The sequence below is a fragment of the Mycobacterium sp. NGS64 genome, from assembly GCF_059812245.1.
In genome coordinates, this window is record NZ_JCALCI010000001.1 from 1268520 (window position 1) to 1283546 (window position 15027).

13 protein-coding genes are annotated in these 15027 nt (G+C 69.8%); 12 read left to right on the forward strand and 1 reads right to left on the reverse strand.

Features of this window, described 5'->3' with window-relative positions:
• Positions 1-168: 168 nt before the first annotated feature.
• The 11 genes from AC5Y4S_RS06435 (at position 169) to AC5Y4S_RS06485 (ending at position 12324) form a co-directional block, all read left to right on the forward strand.
• Positions 169-1998 (forward strand): PE family protein, encoded by a 1830-nt coding sequence (locus tag AC5Y4S_RS06435; RefSeq protein ID WP_500031150.1) that lies wholly within the window; start codon positions 169-171, stop codon positions 1996-1998.
• Between the two features lie 28 nt (positions 1999-2026).
• Positions 2027-2650, forward strand: coding sequence for a PaaI family thioesterase (locus AC5Y4S_RS06440; protein WP_500031152.1), 624 nt, complete (start codon positions 2027-2029; stop codon positions 2648-2650).
• Between the two features lie 37 nt (positions 2651-2687).
• Positions 2688-3401 (forward strand): trimeric intracellular cation channel family protein, encoded by a 714-nt coding sequence (locus AC5Y4S_RS06445; RefSeq protein WP_500031154.1) that lies wholly within the window; start codon positions 2688-2690, stop codon positions 3399-3401.
• Between the two features lie 19 nt (positions 3402-3420).
• Complete coding sequence (locus tag AC5Y4S_RS06450) at positions 3421-4659, forward strand: amidohydrolase (protein ID WP_500032183.1); 1239 nt, start codon at positions 3421-3423, stop codon at positions 4657-4659.
• 262 nt (positions 4660-4921) lie between these two features.
• The gene (locus AC5Y4S_RS06455) at positions 4922-5689 is read left to right on the forward strand and encodes a hypothetical protein (RefSeq protein WP_500031155.1); all 768 of its coding nucleotides are present in this window, start codon (positions 4922-4924) and stop codon (positions 5687-5689) included.
• A gap of 266 nt (positions 5690-5955) precedes the next feature.
• Positions 5956-8010 (forward strand): threonine--tRNA ligase, encoded by a 2055-nt coding sequence (thrS, locus tag AC5Y4S_RS06460; RefSeq protein WP_500031156.1) that lies wholly within the window; start codon positions 5956-5958, stop codon positions 8008-8010.
• A complete protein-coding gene (locus AC5Y4S_RS06465) occupies positions 8003-8560 on the forward strand; it encodes an ATP adenylyltransferase (protein ID WP_500031158.1) in 558 nt (185 codons plus the stop codon). Before thrS ends, AC5Y4S_RS06465 begins: the two co-directional genes overlap by 8 nt.
• Positions 8557-9189, forward strand: a complete 633-nt coding sequence (pgsA, locus tag AC5Y4S_RS06470) for a phosphatidylinositol phosphate synthase (RefSeq protein WP_068101594.1) — start codon at positions 8557-8559, stop codon at positions 9187-9189. Before AC5Y4S_RS06465 ends, pgsA begins: the two co-directional genes overlap by 4 nt.
• Complete coding sequence (locus AC5Y4S_RS06475) at positions 9186-10160, forward strand: phosphatidylinositol mannoside acyltransferase (protein WP_500031161.1); 975 nt, start codon at positions 9186-9188, stop codon at positions 10158-10160. Before pgsA ends, AC5Y4S_RS06475 begins: the two co-directional genes overlap by 4 nt.
• On the forward strand, positions 10160-11284 hold the full coding sequence (locus AC5Y4S_RS06480) for a glycosyltransferase family 4 protein (protein WP_500031163.1): 1125 nt from the start codon (positions 10160-10162) through the stop codon (positions 11282-11284). The genes AC5Y4S_RS06475 and AC5Y4S_RS06480 overlap by 1 nt, the downstream gene beginning before the upstream one ends.
• Positions 11284-12324, forward strand: a complete 1041-nt coding sequence (locus tag AC5Y4S_RS06485) for an NUDIX hydrolase (protein ID WP_500031165.1) — start codon at positions 11284-11286, stop codon at positions 12322-12324. The genes AC5Y4S_RS06480 and AC5Y4S_RS06485 overlap by 1 nt, the downstream gene beginning before the upstream one ends.
• Before the next feature lie 4 nt (positions 12325-12328).
• On the opposite strand, the gene AC5Y4S_RS06490 is transcribed toward AC5Y4S_RS06485, so the two are convergent.
• On the reverse strand, positions 12329-13990 hold the full coding sequence (locus AC5Y4S_RS06490) for a PE-PPE domain-containing protein (protein WP_500031167.1): 1662 nt from the start codon (positions 13988-13990) through the stop codon (positions 12329-12331).
• A 120-nt stretch (positions 13991-14110) separates the two neighbouring features.
• Here AC5Y4S_RS06490 and pdxS point away from each other — a divergent pair, with 120 nt between their 5' ends.
• Complete coding sequence (gene pdxS, locus AC5Y4S_RS06495; protein ID WP_068128615.1) at positions 14111-15025, forward strand: pyridoxal 5'-phosphate synthase lyase subunit PdxS; 915 nt, start codon at positions 14111-14113, stop codon at positions 15023-15025.
• Positions 15026-15027 lie beyond the last annotated feature (2 nt).

Sequence of the window (15027 nt, forward strand, 5' to 3'; positions counted from 1 at the left end):
TAGGGAAAATTCCCGATATCCCGGGGCCGCCCGACTCCGCACACTGGGCGGCGAGCGCTCCGGGCGGCCGGCACGGCCACGCCAACCGCGACACCCCCACGCTGCGGCTCGCCGTCGCCGTGACGCCGCCCGGACGCGCCGATACGGCTGCGTGGGCGGAGGGAAGAAATGTCGTTTGTGGTTGCGGCGCCGGAGGTATTGACCTCTGCGGCAACGGATTTAGAAATTATCGCGTCTGCCCTGAACGAGGCCCACACGGCGGCTGCCGGCGCGACGACCGGGGTGTTGGCGGCGGGGGCCGACGAGGTCTCGGGCGCAATCGCGGCCCTGTTCAGCGGTCACGGTCAGGCCTTCCAAGCGTTGAGCGCGCAGGCGGCGTCGTTCCATCAGCAGTTCGTGCAGACACTGACCGGCGGCGCGGGCGCGTATGCCCTCGCCGAGGCCGCCAACGCGTCGCCGTTGCAGACCCTCGAGCAGGACGTGTTGGGCGTGATCAACGCGCCCACCGAATTAGTGCTGGGCCGCCCGCTGATCGGTGATGGCACGCCCGGCGGGCCGGGCCAGTCCGGCGGCGCCGGCGGACTGTTGTACGGCAATGGGGGTGCCGGCGGCAATGGCCTGCCCGGCCAGATTGGCGGCAACGGCGGTCCCGCCGGCTTGATCGGCACCGGCGGCACAGGCGGCATGGGCGGGGCCGGCGCGGCCGGCGGCACCGGTGGCACCGGCGGCTGGCTCTACGGCAATGGCGGGGTCGGCGGCCAGGGCGGTGCCGCGATCGCGGGCATCAACGGCGGTTTGCCGGGGCACGGCGGCACCGGTGGCAACGCAGTCCTATTCGGCACCGGGGGCGCTGGTGGTCAGGGTGGCACGGGGTTGGCCGGGGCCAACGGTGTCAACCCGACGGTGAATGGCACGGCTGCGACCGGGGCCCCCGCGTCCGATGTGGTGGTCGGTAATGCCAACGCCGCCGGCATCAACGGCGGTGCCGGCGCCGATGGCGGACTTGGCGCCGCCGGCGGCACCGGCGGGTCGGGTGGTGGCGCGGACGTGACTGGTACCGGGAACGCGCGGGCCGGTAGCGGCGGACCCGGTGGTGCTGGCGGAAACGGCGGCGCTGGCGGCGCCGGCGGTACGGCCTCTACCAATTCGGGCGAAGCGGACGGGGGTGCGGCCGGCAACGGGACCGTTGCCTTGGCTCCCGGCGGTGCGGGTGGCGCCGGCGGCTTCGGGGGTGTCGCTGAGTCGGGACATGGTGCTGCCTTCGGCCACTCCGGCGGGTTTGCGGGTGATGGCGGTGCGGGCGCACCTGGCGGCACTGGCGGCGTCGGGGGCGCGGGCGGCGACGGTGGCCGTGGCGGCCTCTTGGTTGGAAGTGGCGGTGCCGGCGGGGCCGGCGGCACCGGGGGCGTCGGGGGCAGTGGTGCCGTCGGCGGCCCCGGCGGCACCGGCGGCTTTGGTGGGTTCGCGACGAGCAGTGGCGGCGGTTCCGCCCTAGCCGGCGACGGTGCCGCTGGTGGCGCGGGAGGTATCGGGGGTACGGGCGGTACGGGCGGTGCGGGTGGATCGGGAGGCCATGGTGGTGCCGCCGGGCTAATCGGCGCGGGCGGTGATGGCGGCATCGCCGGCACCGGGGGTGTAGGCGGTGTAGGCGGTGTCGGCGGTCCGGGCGGCCAGGGCGGCCTAGGTGGCTTTAGCGGCGCCGCGCCCGGCTATAGCGGAGTCGGCGGATACGGCGGCAACGGCGGCCACGGTGGCACCGGCGGCACCGGGGGCAACGGCGGAGGCAGCGGCGTCGGCGGTACGGGTGGGACCGGCGGGCTGCTGTTCGGCGGACCTGGTACCAACGGAGCCGCCGGCCCGGGCGGCAGCGGGGGCAGCGGCGGCACCGGCGGGGGCTTCGGCATCCACGGCGACGGCGGCGCGGGGTCAACCCAGGACGGTGGCAACGGCAACGACGGCAGCCCCGGCGCCCAGGGTCCTTCCGGTCAGCACGGCTAGTCCTCCCGGTCACCGATACGGTGTGTTGGTGGCCGGCGACCATCACAGACACCCCGGCGGTGGGTTCAACCCACCCGAGCCGACGACCAAGGGCGGTCCCGATTACGGCCGTTTCATCGACGCCGTGCGCAAGCTGCAGGACCACGCCCGCGCCGTCGACGCCCCCGACGCGGTGATCACCGAGGCCGCGGATCAGCTGGAGAAGCTCTCGGCGTTATTGAGCCCGTACGACGCCGACGAGTGGGAGTCGCCGTCCGGGCGCCGGATGGACCTGCCGATGCGCGGCAACATCTTGTCCATCCCGATGAAGGCGAGCAAGGGCGACGACGGGCGTATCCACGGCTGGGCGCGCTTCGCGCGATTTCACCTCGGGCGCAACGGCGCCGTGCACGGCGGCGCGCTGGGGATGCTGTTCGACAGCGTGCTCGGGCTGACGTCCTCGGTGATCACCGGGGGCCCGCGCCAGCGCACCGCCTACCTCAAGATCGACTACCGCCACATCGTGCCGATCGAGAAGGAATTGCAGTTCGAGGCCGGCATCGACCGAGTGGACGGGCGCAAGATCTTCGTGTCGGGCCGGCTCCGCGACGGCGACACCCTGCTGACCGAGGCCGACGCGCTGTTCGTGCGGCTCAAGCCCGGGCAGCCGTAACAGGTGACCCGGGCAATGCGGTGAAGGGGTTTTCGCTGTGGCGTTCGCGGACATGACGATGGCGGAGTTGTTCCGCGCGGTGGACTTGACCGGCGTGTTCGGCAACGCCCTGCTGGGCGGTGTGGTCGCACGTAAGGAGAAGCTGGACCCCGTCGGCTTCGGCGCGCTCGCCGTGTTGTCGGGACTGGGCGGCGGCATGATCCGCGACACTCTGCTCCAGCGCGGCACCCCGGTCGCGCTCACCGACTATGCGTATCTCTTGACCGCATTGGCGGGAGCGGCGATCGCGTTCGCGTTCCGGGTCGAGGGCCGAGTGTGGAATTGGGTGTGGCCGGTTGTGGACGCGCTAGCGTTGGGATGCTGGGCCGCGACCGGTGCGCACAAAACGCTCGCTGTGGGCCTCGGCTGGCTGGCTGCGCTGCTACTGGGCACGATCTCGGCGGTGGGTGGGGGCGCAGCGCGGGACATTGTGATGCGTCGCGTGCCGGGAATCTTCGGTGGTAACACGTTGTACGCCACGTGCGCGCTCGCCGCGAGCGGCGTGCTGGTGTTCTTCAACTACCGGAACCATCCGACGCCAGGGCTGTTGTTGGGCGCACTGACCGGGACGGTGCTGTGCTGGCTCGCGCAGTGGCGTGGCTGGATGTTGCCCGCCGCCGACGCCTGGTCTCCGGCGACCATTTTTTCGCGGCCTCGGCCTCGCAAGGGTGTCGGCACGATCCGCGACGGGAATGGCTTGGACGATGAATAGCGTGTCACTGTCCGCAACGGTGCTTGCCGGCCTGGCCGAAACCCGCGGATGGCAGGAAGACTTTTACCGAAACCTCCATCAGCATCCGGAACTCTCGCACCAGGAACACGACACCGCCGAAGCGGTGAGTAAACGGCTACGCGGCTTCGGTTACGACGTTCACGAGGGCATCGGCGGTAGCGGCGTGGTCGGGATCCTGCGCAACGGTGACGGTCCCGCCGTGTTGTTGCGCGCCGACATGGACGCGCTGCCGGTGCGGGAGGACACCGGCCTTCCGTACGCGAGCACTGTCACCACCACCGACACCGACGGGAACGACGTACCGGTGATGCACGCCTGCGGGCACGACGTCCACGTGGCCTGCCTGCTCGGCGCTGCCGCGCTGCTGGCCGGCGCGCGCGCCCAGTGGCAGGGCACCGCCATCGCGTTGTTCCAGCCCGCCGAGGAAGTCGGTGACGGCGCACGCGGCATGGTCGACGACGAGCTTGCGAGGCTGGTCGGCCGCGTCGACGTCGCGCTGGCGCAACACGTCCTGCCCTTTCCGGCCGGTCAGGTTCGGACGCGAGCCGGGCCCGTTTTGGCGTCCGCGGACAGTATGCGAGTGACGGTGTACGGCCGCGGGGGGCACGGCTCGATGCCCCAGGCGACGGTCGACCCCGTGGTCCTCGCCGCCATGATCGTGATCCGGTTGCAGACCGTCGTCTCCCGTGAGATCGAGCCGACCGATCCCGCGGTGCTGACGATCGGGAAGGTCGAGTCGGGCGCGAAGAGCAACGTCATCGGCGACCGCGCTGTGCTCGAATTGAACCTGCGCGCTTATAGCGAGCGAACCCGCAACCGCATCGTTGACTCGATCCGGCGCATCGTCATCGCGGAATGCCACGCATCCGGCACGCCGAAAGACCCCGACTTCGAACTTTTCGACCACTACCCCCCGACCACCAACGATGTGACGGTAACCGAGCGGGTGCGCCGCGCGTTCGACGACCATTTCGGCGACCGGTCATGCGATCTGCCGCTGCAGACCGCGAGCGAAGACTTCAGCGACATTCCCAACGCACTCGACACGCCCTACAGCTATTGGGGTATCGGTGGAACCGATCCCGGCGCATATCGAGAAGCCGACTCAGCAGGCCGGATCAGCGAGGACATCCCGGTCAACCATTCGCCGACGTTCGCGCCCGTCATCCAGCCCACTCTCGACACCGGCACCGAAGCGCTGACGGTCGCCGCGCTGGCCTGGTTGGCACACGCGTAAGCCGTTGGGGAGCAAGTGGTCACGTTGACGGTTTCACGTTCGGATCGCTCTCCATGACCTCCTACACGCTGGGACTGCGTCGCGTCCGCGCCACTGACGACACCCGCAACGAGCCGCAGCCGCGCCCGACTTCCCTGCCGACGCCGCCAACATCTGAGCCTCCGCCGAACCGGCCGAGCCGGATACCCCGGTAGTCGGCAGATTGGGCCGCCCCAGACCGCACCTAGTGTGTGAGACGCACCGGCGCGGGTATGCGCCGGAGATGTCCGTCGCGTCGGATAGAACGTGGATCGGCTGGTCCGCGGTAGGACTCGGTGTCTGCGCGGCCGTGGCGGCGTTCGCGTCGAGCTCGACCCGCGTCGGTGAGGGCTTTGCGTTCGGCTTCGCCGCGTTCATTGCCTTCTTCGGTGTGCTGGCCGTACTCGCGCGCCACCGCAGACCCGACCACTGGGGCCTGTTCGTCGTCGGCCTGGCCACGGTCACCGTCCCGTTCCTGGGCAACGGGTACAACGCCGACCTCGGCGCCTCCTGGACGTGCTGGGTGGCCGGTGGCATTGCCATGGTCCTCGGCGCTATCGGCTGGCTGGGTGATAAGGCGGCGACCGGGGACCGCATCAACGAGCTGGGGGTCGGCCAGGCACTGCGCAGTGTGCCCAGCTTTTGGCTCGGGCGAGCGGCGCTTCTCGGGGGCCTCGCCACCGTGGTGTTGGGAATCGCTGCGCACACGACGGCGGCGGGGCGCGGCGTCACGATCGGCCTCGGGGTGCTGGCGGCCGTGTCCGCCGTCTGGTCGCTGCTTGCCGTGGACCCCACCCACGACTTCTTGACGCTGGCGTGCACGGGTTTCGCGCTGTTCCTGTCGCCATGGGTTGCCGGGTTCACCGGGGACGACGCAGGGTGGACCGCGTGGATCTCGGGCGCGGGCCTCACGGCGCTCGGTGTAGCCGGGTACCTGCGCGGCGAGCGCCTGGACTTCGCCGCCACGGTGCACGACGATGCCGTGGCCCGGTACCGCAAGCGATTCCGCTGATCGTCGGCTACCTCATCGGCAGCCTGTCGCCGGATTCCCTCGATTGATCGCCGGCCAACCCGTTGATCCGTTTCGCCCCCGACGACTTGAACTTCGCCGAGTTGGCCAGCAGCAACTGCGCAGCGTGCTGAGTTACTGCGATTCCCCCAGATGAGCGCGCCCGACTGCGGTTGCGGTGCGGCACCAAGTCGGCGGCCCTGCTCGGACGCCGACTGCCCCGATAGCATTGCAACGACTGACCACCCAGACGTTGGAGACCAAACCCGATGAGCGCCGCCGCACAGCCCACCCCGGCAACCCCGATCCGGGTGCCCGCCGGGACCACCGCGGCCGCCGCGGTCGGTGAGGCGGGGCTGCCCAGGCGCGGGACGCCCGACGCGATCGTGGTGGTGCGCGACGCCGACGGCAAGCTGCGGGACCTGAGCTGGGTGCCCGACGCCGACGCCGAGGTCGTCCCGGTCGCGGCCAACACCGACGAGGGCCGAAGCGTGATCCGGCACTCGGCCGCGCACGTGTTGGCCCAGGCCGTCCAAGACCTTTTCCCGCAAGCCAAATTGGGCATCGGGCCCCCGATCACCGACGGCTTCTACTACGACTTCGACGTGGCGGAGCCGTTCACGCCGGAGGATCTGGCCAAGCTGGAAAAGCGGATGCGCCAGATCGTCAAGGACGGCCAGCTGTTCGACCGGCGCGTCTACGAGTCCAAGGACGCCGCGCGCGCCGAGCTGGCCGACGAGCCCTACAAGCTCGAGCTCGTCGACGACAAGTCCGGCGACGCGGAGATCATGGAGGTCGGTGGCGACGAACTCACCGCCTACGACAACCTCAACCCCCGCACCCGCGAACGGGTTTGGGGCGACCTGTGCCGGGGACCGCACATCCCCACCACCAAGCACATTCCCGCGTTCAAGCTGACCAGAAGCTCGGCGGCGTATTGGCGCGGCGACCAGCGCAACGCGAGCCTGCAACGCATCTACGGCACCGCGTGGGAGTCGCAGGAGGCGCTCGAGAACTACCTGGAGCTGATCGAGGAGGCCCAGCGGCGCGACCACCGCAAGCTCGGCGCCGAGCTGGACCTGTTCAGCTTCCCCGACGAAATCGGTTCGGGCCTGGCCGTTTTCCACCCCAAGGGCGGGATCGTGCGCCGCGAGCTCGAGGACTACTCGCGGCGCAAGCACACCGAGGCCGGGTACCAGTTCGTCAACACCCCGCACATCACCAAGGCCCAGCTGTTCCACACGTCGGGCCACCTGGACTGGTACGCCGACGGCATGTTCCCGCCGATGCACATCGACGCCGAACACAACGAGGACGGGTCGCTGCGCAAACCGGGGCAGGACTACTACCTCAAGCCGATGAACTGCCCGATGCACTGCCTGATCTTCCGGGCCCGCGGGCGGTCCTACCGCGAATTGCCGTTGCGGCTCTTCGAGTTCGGCACGGTCTATCGCCTCGAGAAGTCAGGCGTGATCCACGGGCTGACCCGGGTCCGCGGCCTGACGATGGACGACGCGCACATCTTCTGCAGCCGCGACCAGATGCGCGACGAGCTTCGTTCGCTGCTGCGCTTCGTGCTCGACCTGCTCGGCGACTACGGCCTCACCGACTTCTACCTGGAGCTGTCCACCAAGGACCCGGAGAAGTTCGTCGGCTCCGACGAGGTGTGGGAGGAAGCCACCAACGTGCTGGCCGAGGTGGGCGCGGAATCCGGGCTGGACCTGGTGCCCGACCCGGGCGGCGCGGCGTTCTACGGTCCCAAGATCTCCGTCCAGGTCAAAGACGCGCTGGGGCGCACCTGGCAGATGTCGACCATCCAGCTGGACTTCAACTTCCCGGAGCGTTTCGAGCTGGAATACACCGCCCCGGACGGGACGCGGCAGCGCCCGGTGATGATCCACCGCGCGCTCTTCGGGTCGATCGAGCGGTTCTTCGGCATCCTGACCGAGCACTATGCGGGCGCGTTCCCGGCGTGGCTGGCGCCGGTTCAGGTGGTCGGCATCCCGGTCGCCGACGAGCACGTCGAGTATCTGGAAAGCGTTGCCGCGCAGCTGAAGTCGCACGGTGTGCGGGTCGAGGTGGACGCCAGCGACGACCGGATGGCCAAGAAGATCGTCCACCACACCAACCAGAAGGTGCCGTTCATGCTGCTGGCCGGCGACCGCGACGTGCAGGCCGGCGCGGTGAGCTTCCGCTTCGGCGACCGCACGCAGATCAACGGCGTGGACCGGGACAGCGCCGTCGATGCGGTCGTGAAGTGGATCGCCGACCGCGAAAACGCCACTCCCACGGCCGAACTGGTGAAGGTAACCGGCGGTGAGTGACTCCGAGCGCGACGACACCATCCTGGACCGGGGCGTCGGTGAGCAAGACCATCTGCAACGGCTGTGGACGCCGTATCGGATGACCTACCTGGCCGAGGCGCCGATGAAGCGCGATAATGGCAAGACCGAGCAGCCCTTCACCGACATTCCGCAGCTGCCCGACGAGGACGGACTGGTGGTCGCGCGCGGCGAACTCGTCTACGCCGTGCTCAACCTCTACCCCTACAACCCCGGGCACCTGATGGTGGTGCCCTACCGGCGGGTGTCGGAGCTCGAGGACCTGACCGAGGCGGAGAGCGCGGAGCTGATGGCCTTCACCCAGAAGGCGATTCGCGTCATCAAGAACGTGTCGCGGCCGCACGGCTTCAACGTCGGGATGAACCTGGGCACGTCGGCCGGGGGCTCGCTGGCCGAGCACCTGCACGTGCACGTCGTGCCCCGCTGGGGCGGCGACGCCAACTTCATCACCATCGTCGGTGGCGCCAAGGTGATCCCGCAGCTGCTGCGCGACACCCGCCGGCTGCTCGCGACGGAGTGGGCCCGACAGTGAGTAAGGTGCCGTTCCTGTCCCGGGCGGCGTTCGCTCGGCTCACCACTCCGACGGCACGGGCATGCCTGAAAGTCGGATTGACGCCCGACGCCGTCACCATCCTGGGCACGGTCGTCGCGGTCGCGGGGGCACTGACACTGTTCCCGACGGGCCGGCTGTTCGCCGGCACGCTGGTGGTCTGGTTCTTCGTGCTCTTCGACATGCTCGACGGGGCGATGGCCCGGGAACGGGGTGGCGGAACGCGTTTCGGGGCGGTGCTGGACGCGACATGCGACCGGATCAGCGACGGCGCCGTGTTCTGCGGGCTGCTGTGGTGGGCCGCCTTCGGCCTGCACGACAAGCTCTTGGTGGTGGCGACGCTGATCTGCCTGGTCACCTCGCAGGTGATCTCCTACATCAAGGCACGGGCCGAAGCCAGCGGGCTGCGCGGCGACGGCGGCATCATCGAACGTCCGGAACGGCTGATCATCGTGCTGGTCGGCGCCGGCATCTCCGACTTTCCCTACATCGCCTGGCCGCCCGCGCTGTCGGTGGCGATGTGGCTGCTGGCGGCGGCCAGCGTCGTCACCTGCGTGCAGCGGTTGCACACGGTGCGCACTTCCCCCGGCGCGACGGAGCCCATGCCGTGATCCCGAACCCGCCCGGCCTCAACGCGATCGGGGCGCCCCGGCGCCTGGTGAGTCGCCTGGTAGCAGCCACCACCACCGACAGGATGAGCGACTGGGCGTACGCCACCGGGTGGATGGCGGTACGGGCGATGCCGGAGTTCGCCGCCCGCAACGCATTCGACGCCGGCGCGCGTTACGCCGCCCGCGGCGGCGGGCCTGATCAGTTGCGCAAGAACCTGGCCCGTGTGATCGGCGTGCCACCCGATCAGGTGCCGGACCAGCTGATGCGAGCCTCGCTGGCGTCCTACGCCCGCTACTGGCGGGAGGCCTTTCGGCTGCCGACGATGGACCACCGCGAGTTGGCCCGTCGCATCGACAAGACGTTCCGCGGGGCCGACCACATCGACGCCGCCCTGGCCGAGGGCAGGGGAGTGGTGCTCGCGCTGCCGCACAGTGGCAACTGGGACATGGCCGGGGTGTGGCTGGTGCAGACGCACGGCACCTTCGCCACCGTCGCGGAGCGCCTCAAACCCGAATCGCTGTACCGGCGCTTCATCGGGTACCGGGAAAGCCTTGGCTTTGAGGTCATCCCGCTCTCCGGCGGCGAACGCCCGCCGTTCGAGGTGCTCTGCGAGAGGCTGCGGGCCAACCGGCCGGTGTGCCTGATGGCCGAGCGCGACCTGACCCGCACCGGTGTGGAAGTCAAATTCTTCGGCGAACCCACCCGCATGCCGGCCGGGCCGGCGAAGCTCGCGATCGAAACCGGGGCGGCCCTGTGCCCGGCGCACTGCTGGAACGAGCCCGACGGCTGGCCCGTCGAGATATACCCGCCCGTGGATACCTCGAGCGGCGACGTCCAGGCCATCACGCAGGCGCTGGCCGATCAGTTCGCCACGAACATCGCGGCGCACCCCGAGGACTGGCACATGATGCAGCCGCAGTGGCTCGCGGATTTGTCGGACGCCAAGCAGGCGAGGTTGAGGGAAACCTGATGCGAATCGGGATGGTCTGTCCGTATTCGTTCGACGTGCCGGGCGGGGTGCAATCCCATGTCTTGCAGCTGGCCGAGGTGATGCGCGCCCGCGGGAACGAGGTCAGCGTCCTGGCACCGGTGTCCCCGCACGCCGCGCTGCCCGACTACGTCGTCTCCGCCGGCAAGGCCGTCCCGATTCCCTACAACGGGTCCGTGGCCCGACTGCGGTTCGGCCCGGCCACCCACCGCAAGGTCAAAAAGTGGCTCGCCGACGGCGATTTCGACGTCCTGCACCTGCACGAGCCCAACGCGCCCAGCCTGTCGATGCTGGCCCTGAACATCGCCGAGGGGCCGATCGTCGCGACGTTTCACACGTCGACCACCAAATCGCTGACCCTGACGGTCTTTCAGGGCATCCTGCGCCCGATGCACGAGAAGATCGTCGGCCGGATCGCGGTGTCCGACCTGGCCCGGCGCTGGCAGATGGAGGCGCTGGGCACCGACGCGGTGGAGATTCCCAACGGGGTCGACGTGGATTCGTTCGCCTCGGCGCCGCGGCTCGACGGATATCCGCGCCCGGGCAAGACGGTGCTTTTCCTGGGCCGCTACGGCGAGCCCCGCAAGGGCATGACGGTGCTGCTCGAGGCGCTGCCGCGGGTGGTCGAGAGCCACCCGGATGTGCAGTTGCTGATCGTCGGGCGCGGCGACGAGGACGAATTGCGCGAGCAGGCAGGCGAATTGGTGGACCACATTCGCTTCCTCGGACAGGTGGACGACGCCGGAAAGGCGTCGGCGATGCGCAGCGCCGACGTCTACTGCGCGCCCAACACGGGAGGGGAGAGCTTCGGGATCGTCCTGGTCGAGGCGATGGCCGCCGGCACGCCGGTGGTGGCCAGCGACCTGGACGCGTTCCGGCGGGTGTTGTGCGACGGCGACTGCGGGCGGCTGGTGCCCGTCGATGACGCCGGCGCGCTGGCCGATGCGCTGGTCGAGGTGCTTGCCGACGACGCGCTGCGCGAACGGTACGTGGCGGCCGCTTCGAGGGCGGTCCACCGCTACGACTGGTCGGTGGTGGCCAGCCAGATCATGCGGGTGTACGAGACGGTCGCCGGGTCGGGCGCCAAGGTCCAGGTGGCCAGTTGATGACGTGGCTCGTCATCGCCGTCGTGGCGTTGGTGGCGCTGGTCGCCTTCGCCGGCTGGGCATACCAGACGGCCCACCGGCTCGACCGGCTGCACGTCCGCTACGACCTGTCCTGGCAGGCGCTCGACGGGGCGCTGGCCCGACGCGCGGTGGTGGCTCGGGCCGTGGCGATCGACGGGTATGGGAGTTCCGCGGAGGGCAGGCGGCTGGCCGCGCTGGCCGACGCGGCGGAACGCGCGCCGCGTCCGGCCCGCGAGAACGCGGAAAACGAGCTGTCGGCCGCGCTCGCGATGGTCGACCCCGCGTCGCTGCCGGCGGGTCTGATCGCCGAGCTGGCCGACGCCGAGGCCCGCGTGGTGCTGGCCCGCCGCTTCCACAACGACGCCGTTCGCGACACCCTGGCCCTGCGTGAGCGATTCCTGGTGCGCACCCTCCGGCTTGGCGGAACCGCCGCGCTGCCAAGCTATTTCGAAATCCTGGAGCGCCCGCACGCGCTGGCGCACCCCGAGCGCGGCGTGCCCAACCACCGTACGTCGGCGCGGGTGGTCCTGCTCGACGAGTCCGGCGCCGTGCTGTTGTTGTGCGGGTCGGACCCGGCCAACCCGGCCTTCGGCGACGGGGCGGCGCCCCGGTGGTGGTTCACCGTGGGCGGCGAGGTGGGCGATGGCGAGCGGTTGGTCGAGGCCGCCGTGCGCGAGCTGGCCGAAGAGACCGGCCTGCGGGTCGAACCGGCCGACATGATCGGACCGGTGTGGCGGCGCGACGAGGTCTTCGAGTTCAACGGCTCGCTGATCGAGAGCGAGGAGTTCTACCTCCTGCACCGCACCCGCCGGTTCGAGCCGTCCCTGGCGGGGCGGACCGAGCTGGAACGCAGCTACATTCACGGCGCCCGTTGGTGTGACGCGAACGACATCGCCGAGCTGACCGCCGCGGGCGAACAGGTGTACCCGCGCCAACTGGGCGAGCTGCTGCCGGTGGCCAACCGGCTGGCTGACGGCGCCGAAAGCGCCGCGGCGGGGGTGCCTCAGCCCATCCTCTGAGGTCTCAAAAACGCAACCCCACGTCGGCCAGCGCGTTGGTGACTCCCTGCACCGCCCCCTGCTGCAGCTCGGCGCCGAGCGTCGCCGGATCGATCTGCGGGAACAGCCCGAACGGCGTGGGCACATCCTGGTAGGCGGCGCGGTCGTAGCCCAGCTCGACGAGTACCCGCAGGTCCGGCTGGACCAGGTCGGCCAGCGGGTTTCCCAGCAGGGGAATGGCGCGCAGCGGGTCCAGCAGCGGCAGGTTCGGATTGGGAATGAGGATGTAGGTCGTCATGGTGTCCCCCGGTGACACCGGCTGGACCACCCCCGACGCCAGCTGGGCCGCGGTCACGGTGTTGTAGGCCGGGTGCACGAAAAGGAAGCCGGCGACGGCGTTCGCGTCGGCCAAAATATCGATCGGGTACTGCGGGAAGTCGGCGGCGCCGTCGTATTGGACGGCGTAGTCGATGGTGGGGTAGGCGTTGGTGGGAGTCGCGCCGTAGAACGTGAAGCCCATTCCCGGTATGGAGAAACCGGGCATGCGCGCCAGCAGCCCGCCGTCGGGGCGGTCCGGGTTGGCGATCAGCACGAACGACAGCTGGTCCAGCGCCGGCCGCACGCCCGCCGGCAAAGATTGCAGATTGCGCATTTCGACGGTGGCGATCACGGCGCTTTGCGAGCCGCCGAAGACGATGACGTGGTTTCCCGCCGCGAGTTGCGTGTTGATCGCCGCGTTCAGGTTCTGCACACCCTGGGCCACGGACTGGTCCAGCGTCAGGCTGTCCAGCCCGGTGAACGGGAACAACTTCTCGGGCGTCACCAGGAACTGCGCGTTGTAGTCGGGATGAGTCGGATTGATGAAGAGCTCGGAAGCCAGCACGTTGTGCAGCCGGGGCAGCGGGCCGAGGCCGGTGCCGCCCATGATCAACGCCGTCGGCCCGCCGACCCCCACCTGGTTCTCGTTGACCAGGAGCACCCCGACGTTGCCGTTGCCCGGGTTCCCGAAGCCGATGTTCTGATTGCCGGTGTTCCCGATGCCGATGTTCTGATTGCCCGTGTTCTGGATGCCGAAGTTCGCGTTGCCGAGGTTTCCGATGCCGATGTTGCCGTTGCCGACGTTGTTGATGCCGGTGTTGCCGACGCCGACGTTTCCGCTGCCCAGGTTCTGCGGAAGCGCCTGCCACGGCACCAGTTGCGCGACCGCGGCCGAGGCACCGGCGTAATAATCCGACATCGCGGCCGCGTCCTGGGCCCACATCTGCTCGTACTCGGCCTCGGCCGCCGCGATCGCCGGGGCGTTCTGGCCCAGCAGGTTGTATCCCACCAGCGAGGTCAGCCGAGTCCGGTTGGCGGCCACCGCAATTGGGTGCACGGTGGCCGCCAGCGCCGCCTCGTAGGTGTCGGCGGCCAACCGGACCTGGGTGGCGGTCTGCTCGGCCTGACCCGCGGCCGCGCTCAGCCACGCCGCGTACGGTCCGGCGGCGCTCGCCATTGCCGCCGCCGCCGGGCCGGCCCAGGCGTCGCCCGCCAACTCGGCGGTCACCGACGCGAAGGAGCCCGCCGCGGCGCGCAACTCCTCGGCCAGCCCGTCCCAGGCCGAGGCCACCGCCAGCATCGGGCCCTGGCCCGGACCGGCGAACATGCGCTCGGAATTCAATTCCGGCGGCAACACGGCGAAATTCATCGCTACGTTTCTTTCGACTCGGTGATCTGACGATATGACAGGTCCCGCGCCCGAGCTGGAAAAACCGGTTTGTTGGCCACCACTAGACTGGTGCAGGCATTGACGGAGCGAAGGAGAGACGTGGACACCGCCCAGGCAAATGGTGGCCAGGCCAACCAGACCGGCACCGCGCGCGTCAAGCGCGGCATGGCCGAGATGCTGAAGGGCGGCGTCATCATGGACGTCGTCACGCCCGAGCAGGCGCGCATCGCCGAGGGCGCCGGCGCCGTCGCGGTCATGGCGCTGGAACGGGTGCCGGCCGACATCCGCGCCCAGGGTGGGGTGTCGCGGATGAGCGACCCCGACATGATCGAGGGCATCATCGCCGCCGTGACCATCCCGGTCATGGCCAAGGTGCGGATCGGGCACTTCGTCGAGGCGCAGATCCTGCAGAGCCTCGGGGTGGACTACATCGACGAGTCGGAGGTGCTGACGCCGGCCGACTACACCCACCACATCGACAAGTGGAAGTTCACGGTGCCGTTCGTGTGCGGCGCGACCAATCTCGGCGAGGCGCTGCGGCGCATCGGCGAGGGCGCGGCCATGATCCGCTCCAAGGGCGAAGCCGGCACCGGCGACGTGTCCAACGCCACCACGCACATGCGGGCGATCAGCGGCGAGATCCGGCGGCTGACGTCGCTGTCCGAGGACGAGTTGTACGTCGCCGCAAAGGAATTGCAGGCGCCCTACGAGCTGGTCCTCGAGGTGGCCCGGGCGGGCAAGCTGCCGGTCACGCTGTTCACCGCCGGCGGCATCGCCACCCCCGCCGACGCCGCGATGATGATGCAGCTCGGCGCCGAGGGCGTGTTCGTCGGCTCCGGCATCTTCAAGTCCGGGGCGCCCGAGCACCGCGCCGCCGCGATCGTCAAGGCCACCACCTTCTACGACGATCCCGACGTGCTGGCCAAGGTGTCGCGCGGGCTGGGCGAGGCGATGGTGGGCATCAACGTGGAGCAGATCCCGCAGCCGCATCGCCTGGCCGAACGCGGCTGGTAAGC

Excerpts from the sequence above, each read along its gene's own strand:
- AC5Y4S_RS06480 (WP_500031163.1), top strand. The coding sequence starts at position 10,160 with ATGCGAATCGGGATGGTCTGTCCGTATTCGTTCGACGTGCCGGGCGGG.
- AC5Y4S_RS06435 (WP_500031150.1), top strand. The coding sequence starts at position 169 with ATGTCGTTTGTGGTTGCGGCGCCGGAGGTATTGACCTCTGCGGCAACG.
- AC5Y4S_RS06455 (WP_500031155.1), top strand. The coding sequence starts at position 4,922 with ATGTCCGTCGCGTCGGATAGAACGTGGATCGGCTGGTCCGCGGTAGGA.
- thrS (WP_500031156.1), top strand. The coding sequence starts at position 5,956 with ATGAGCGCCGCCGCACAGCCCACCCCGGCAACCCCGATCCGGGTGCCC.
- AC5Y4S_RS06490 (WP_500031167.1), bottom strand. The coding sequence starts at position 13,990 with ATGAATTTCGCCGTGTTGCCGCCGGAATTGAATTCCGAGCGCATGTTC.
- AC5Y4S_RS06485 (WP_500031165.1), top strand. The coding sequence starts at position 11,284 with ATGACGTGGCTCGTCATCGCCGTCGTGGCGTTGGTGGCGCTGGTCGCC.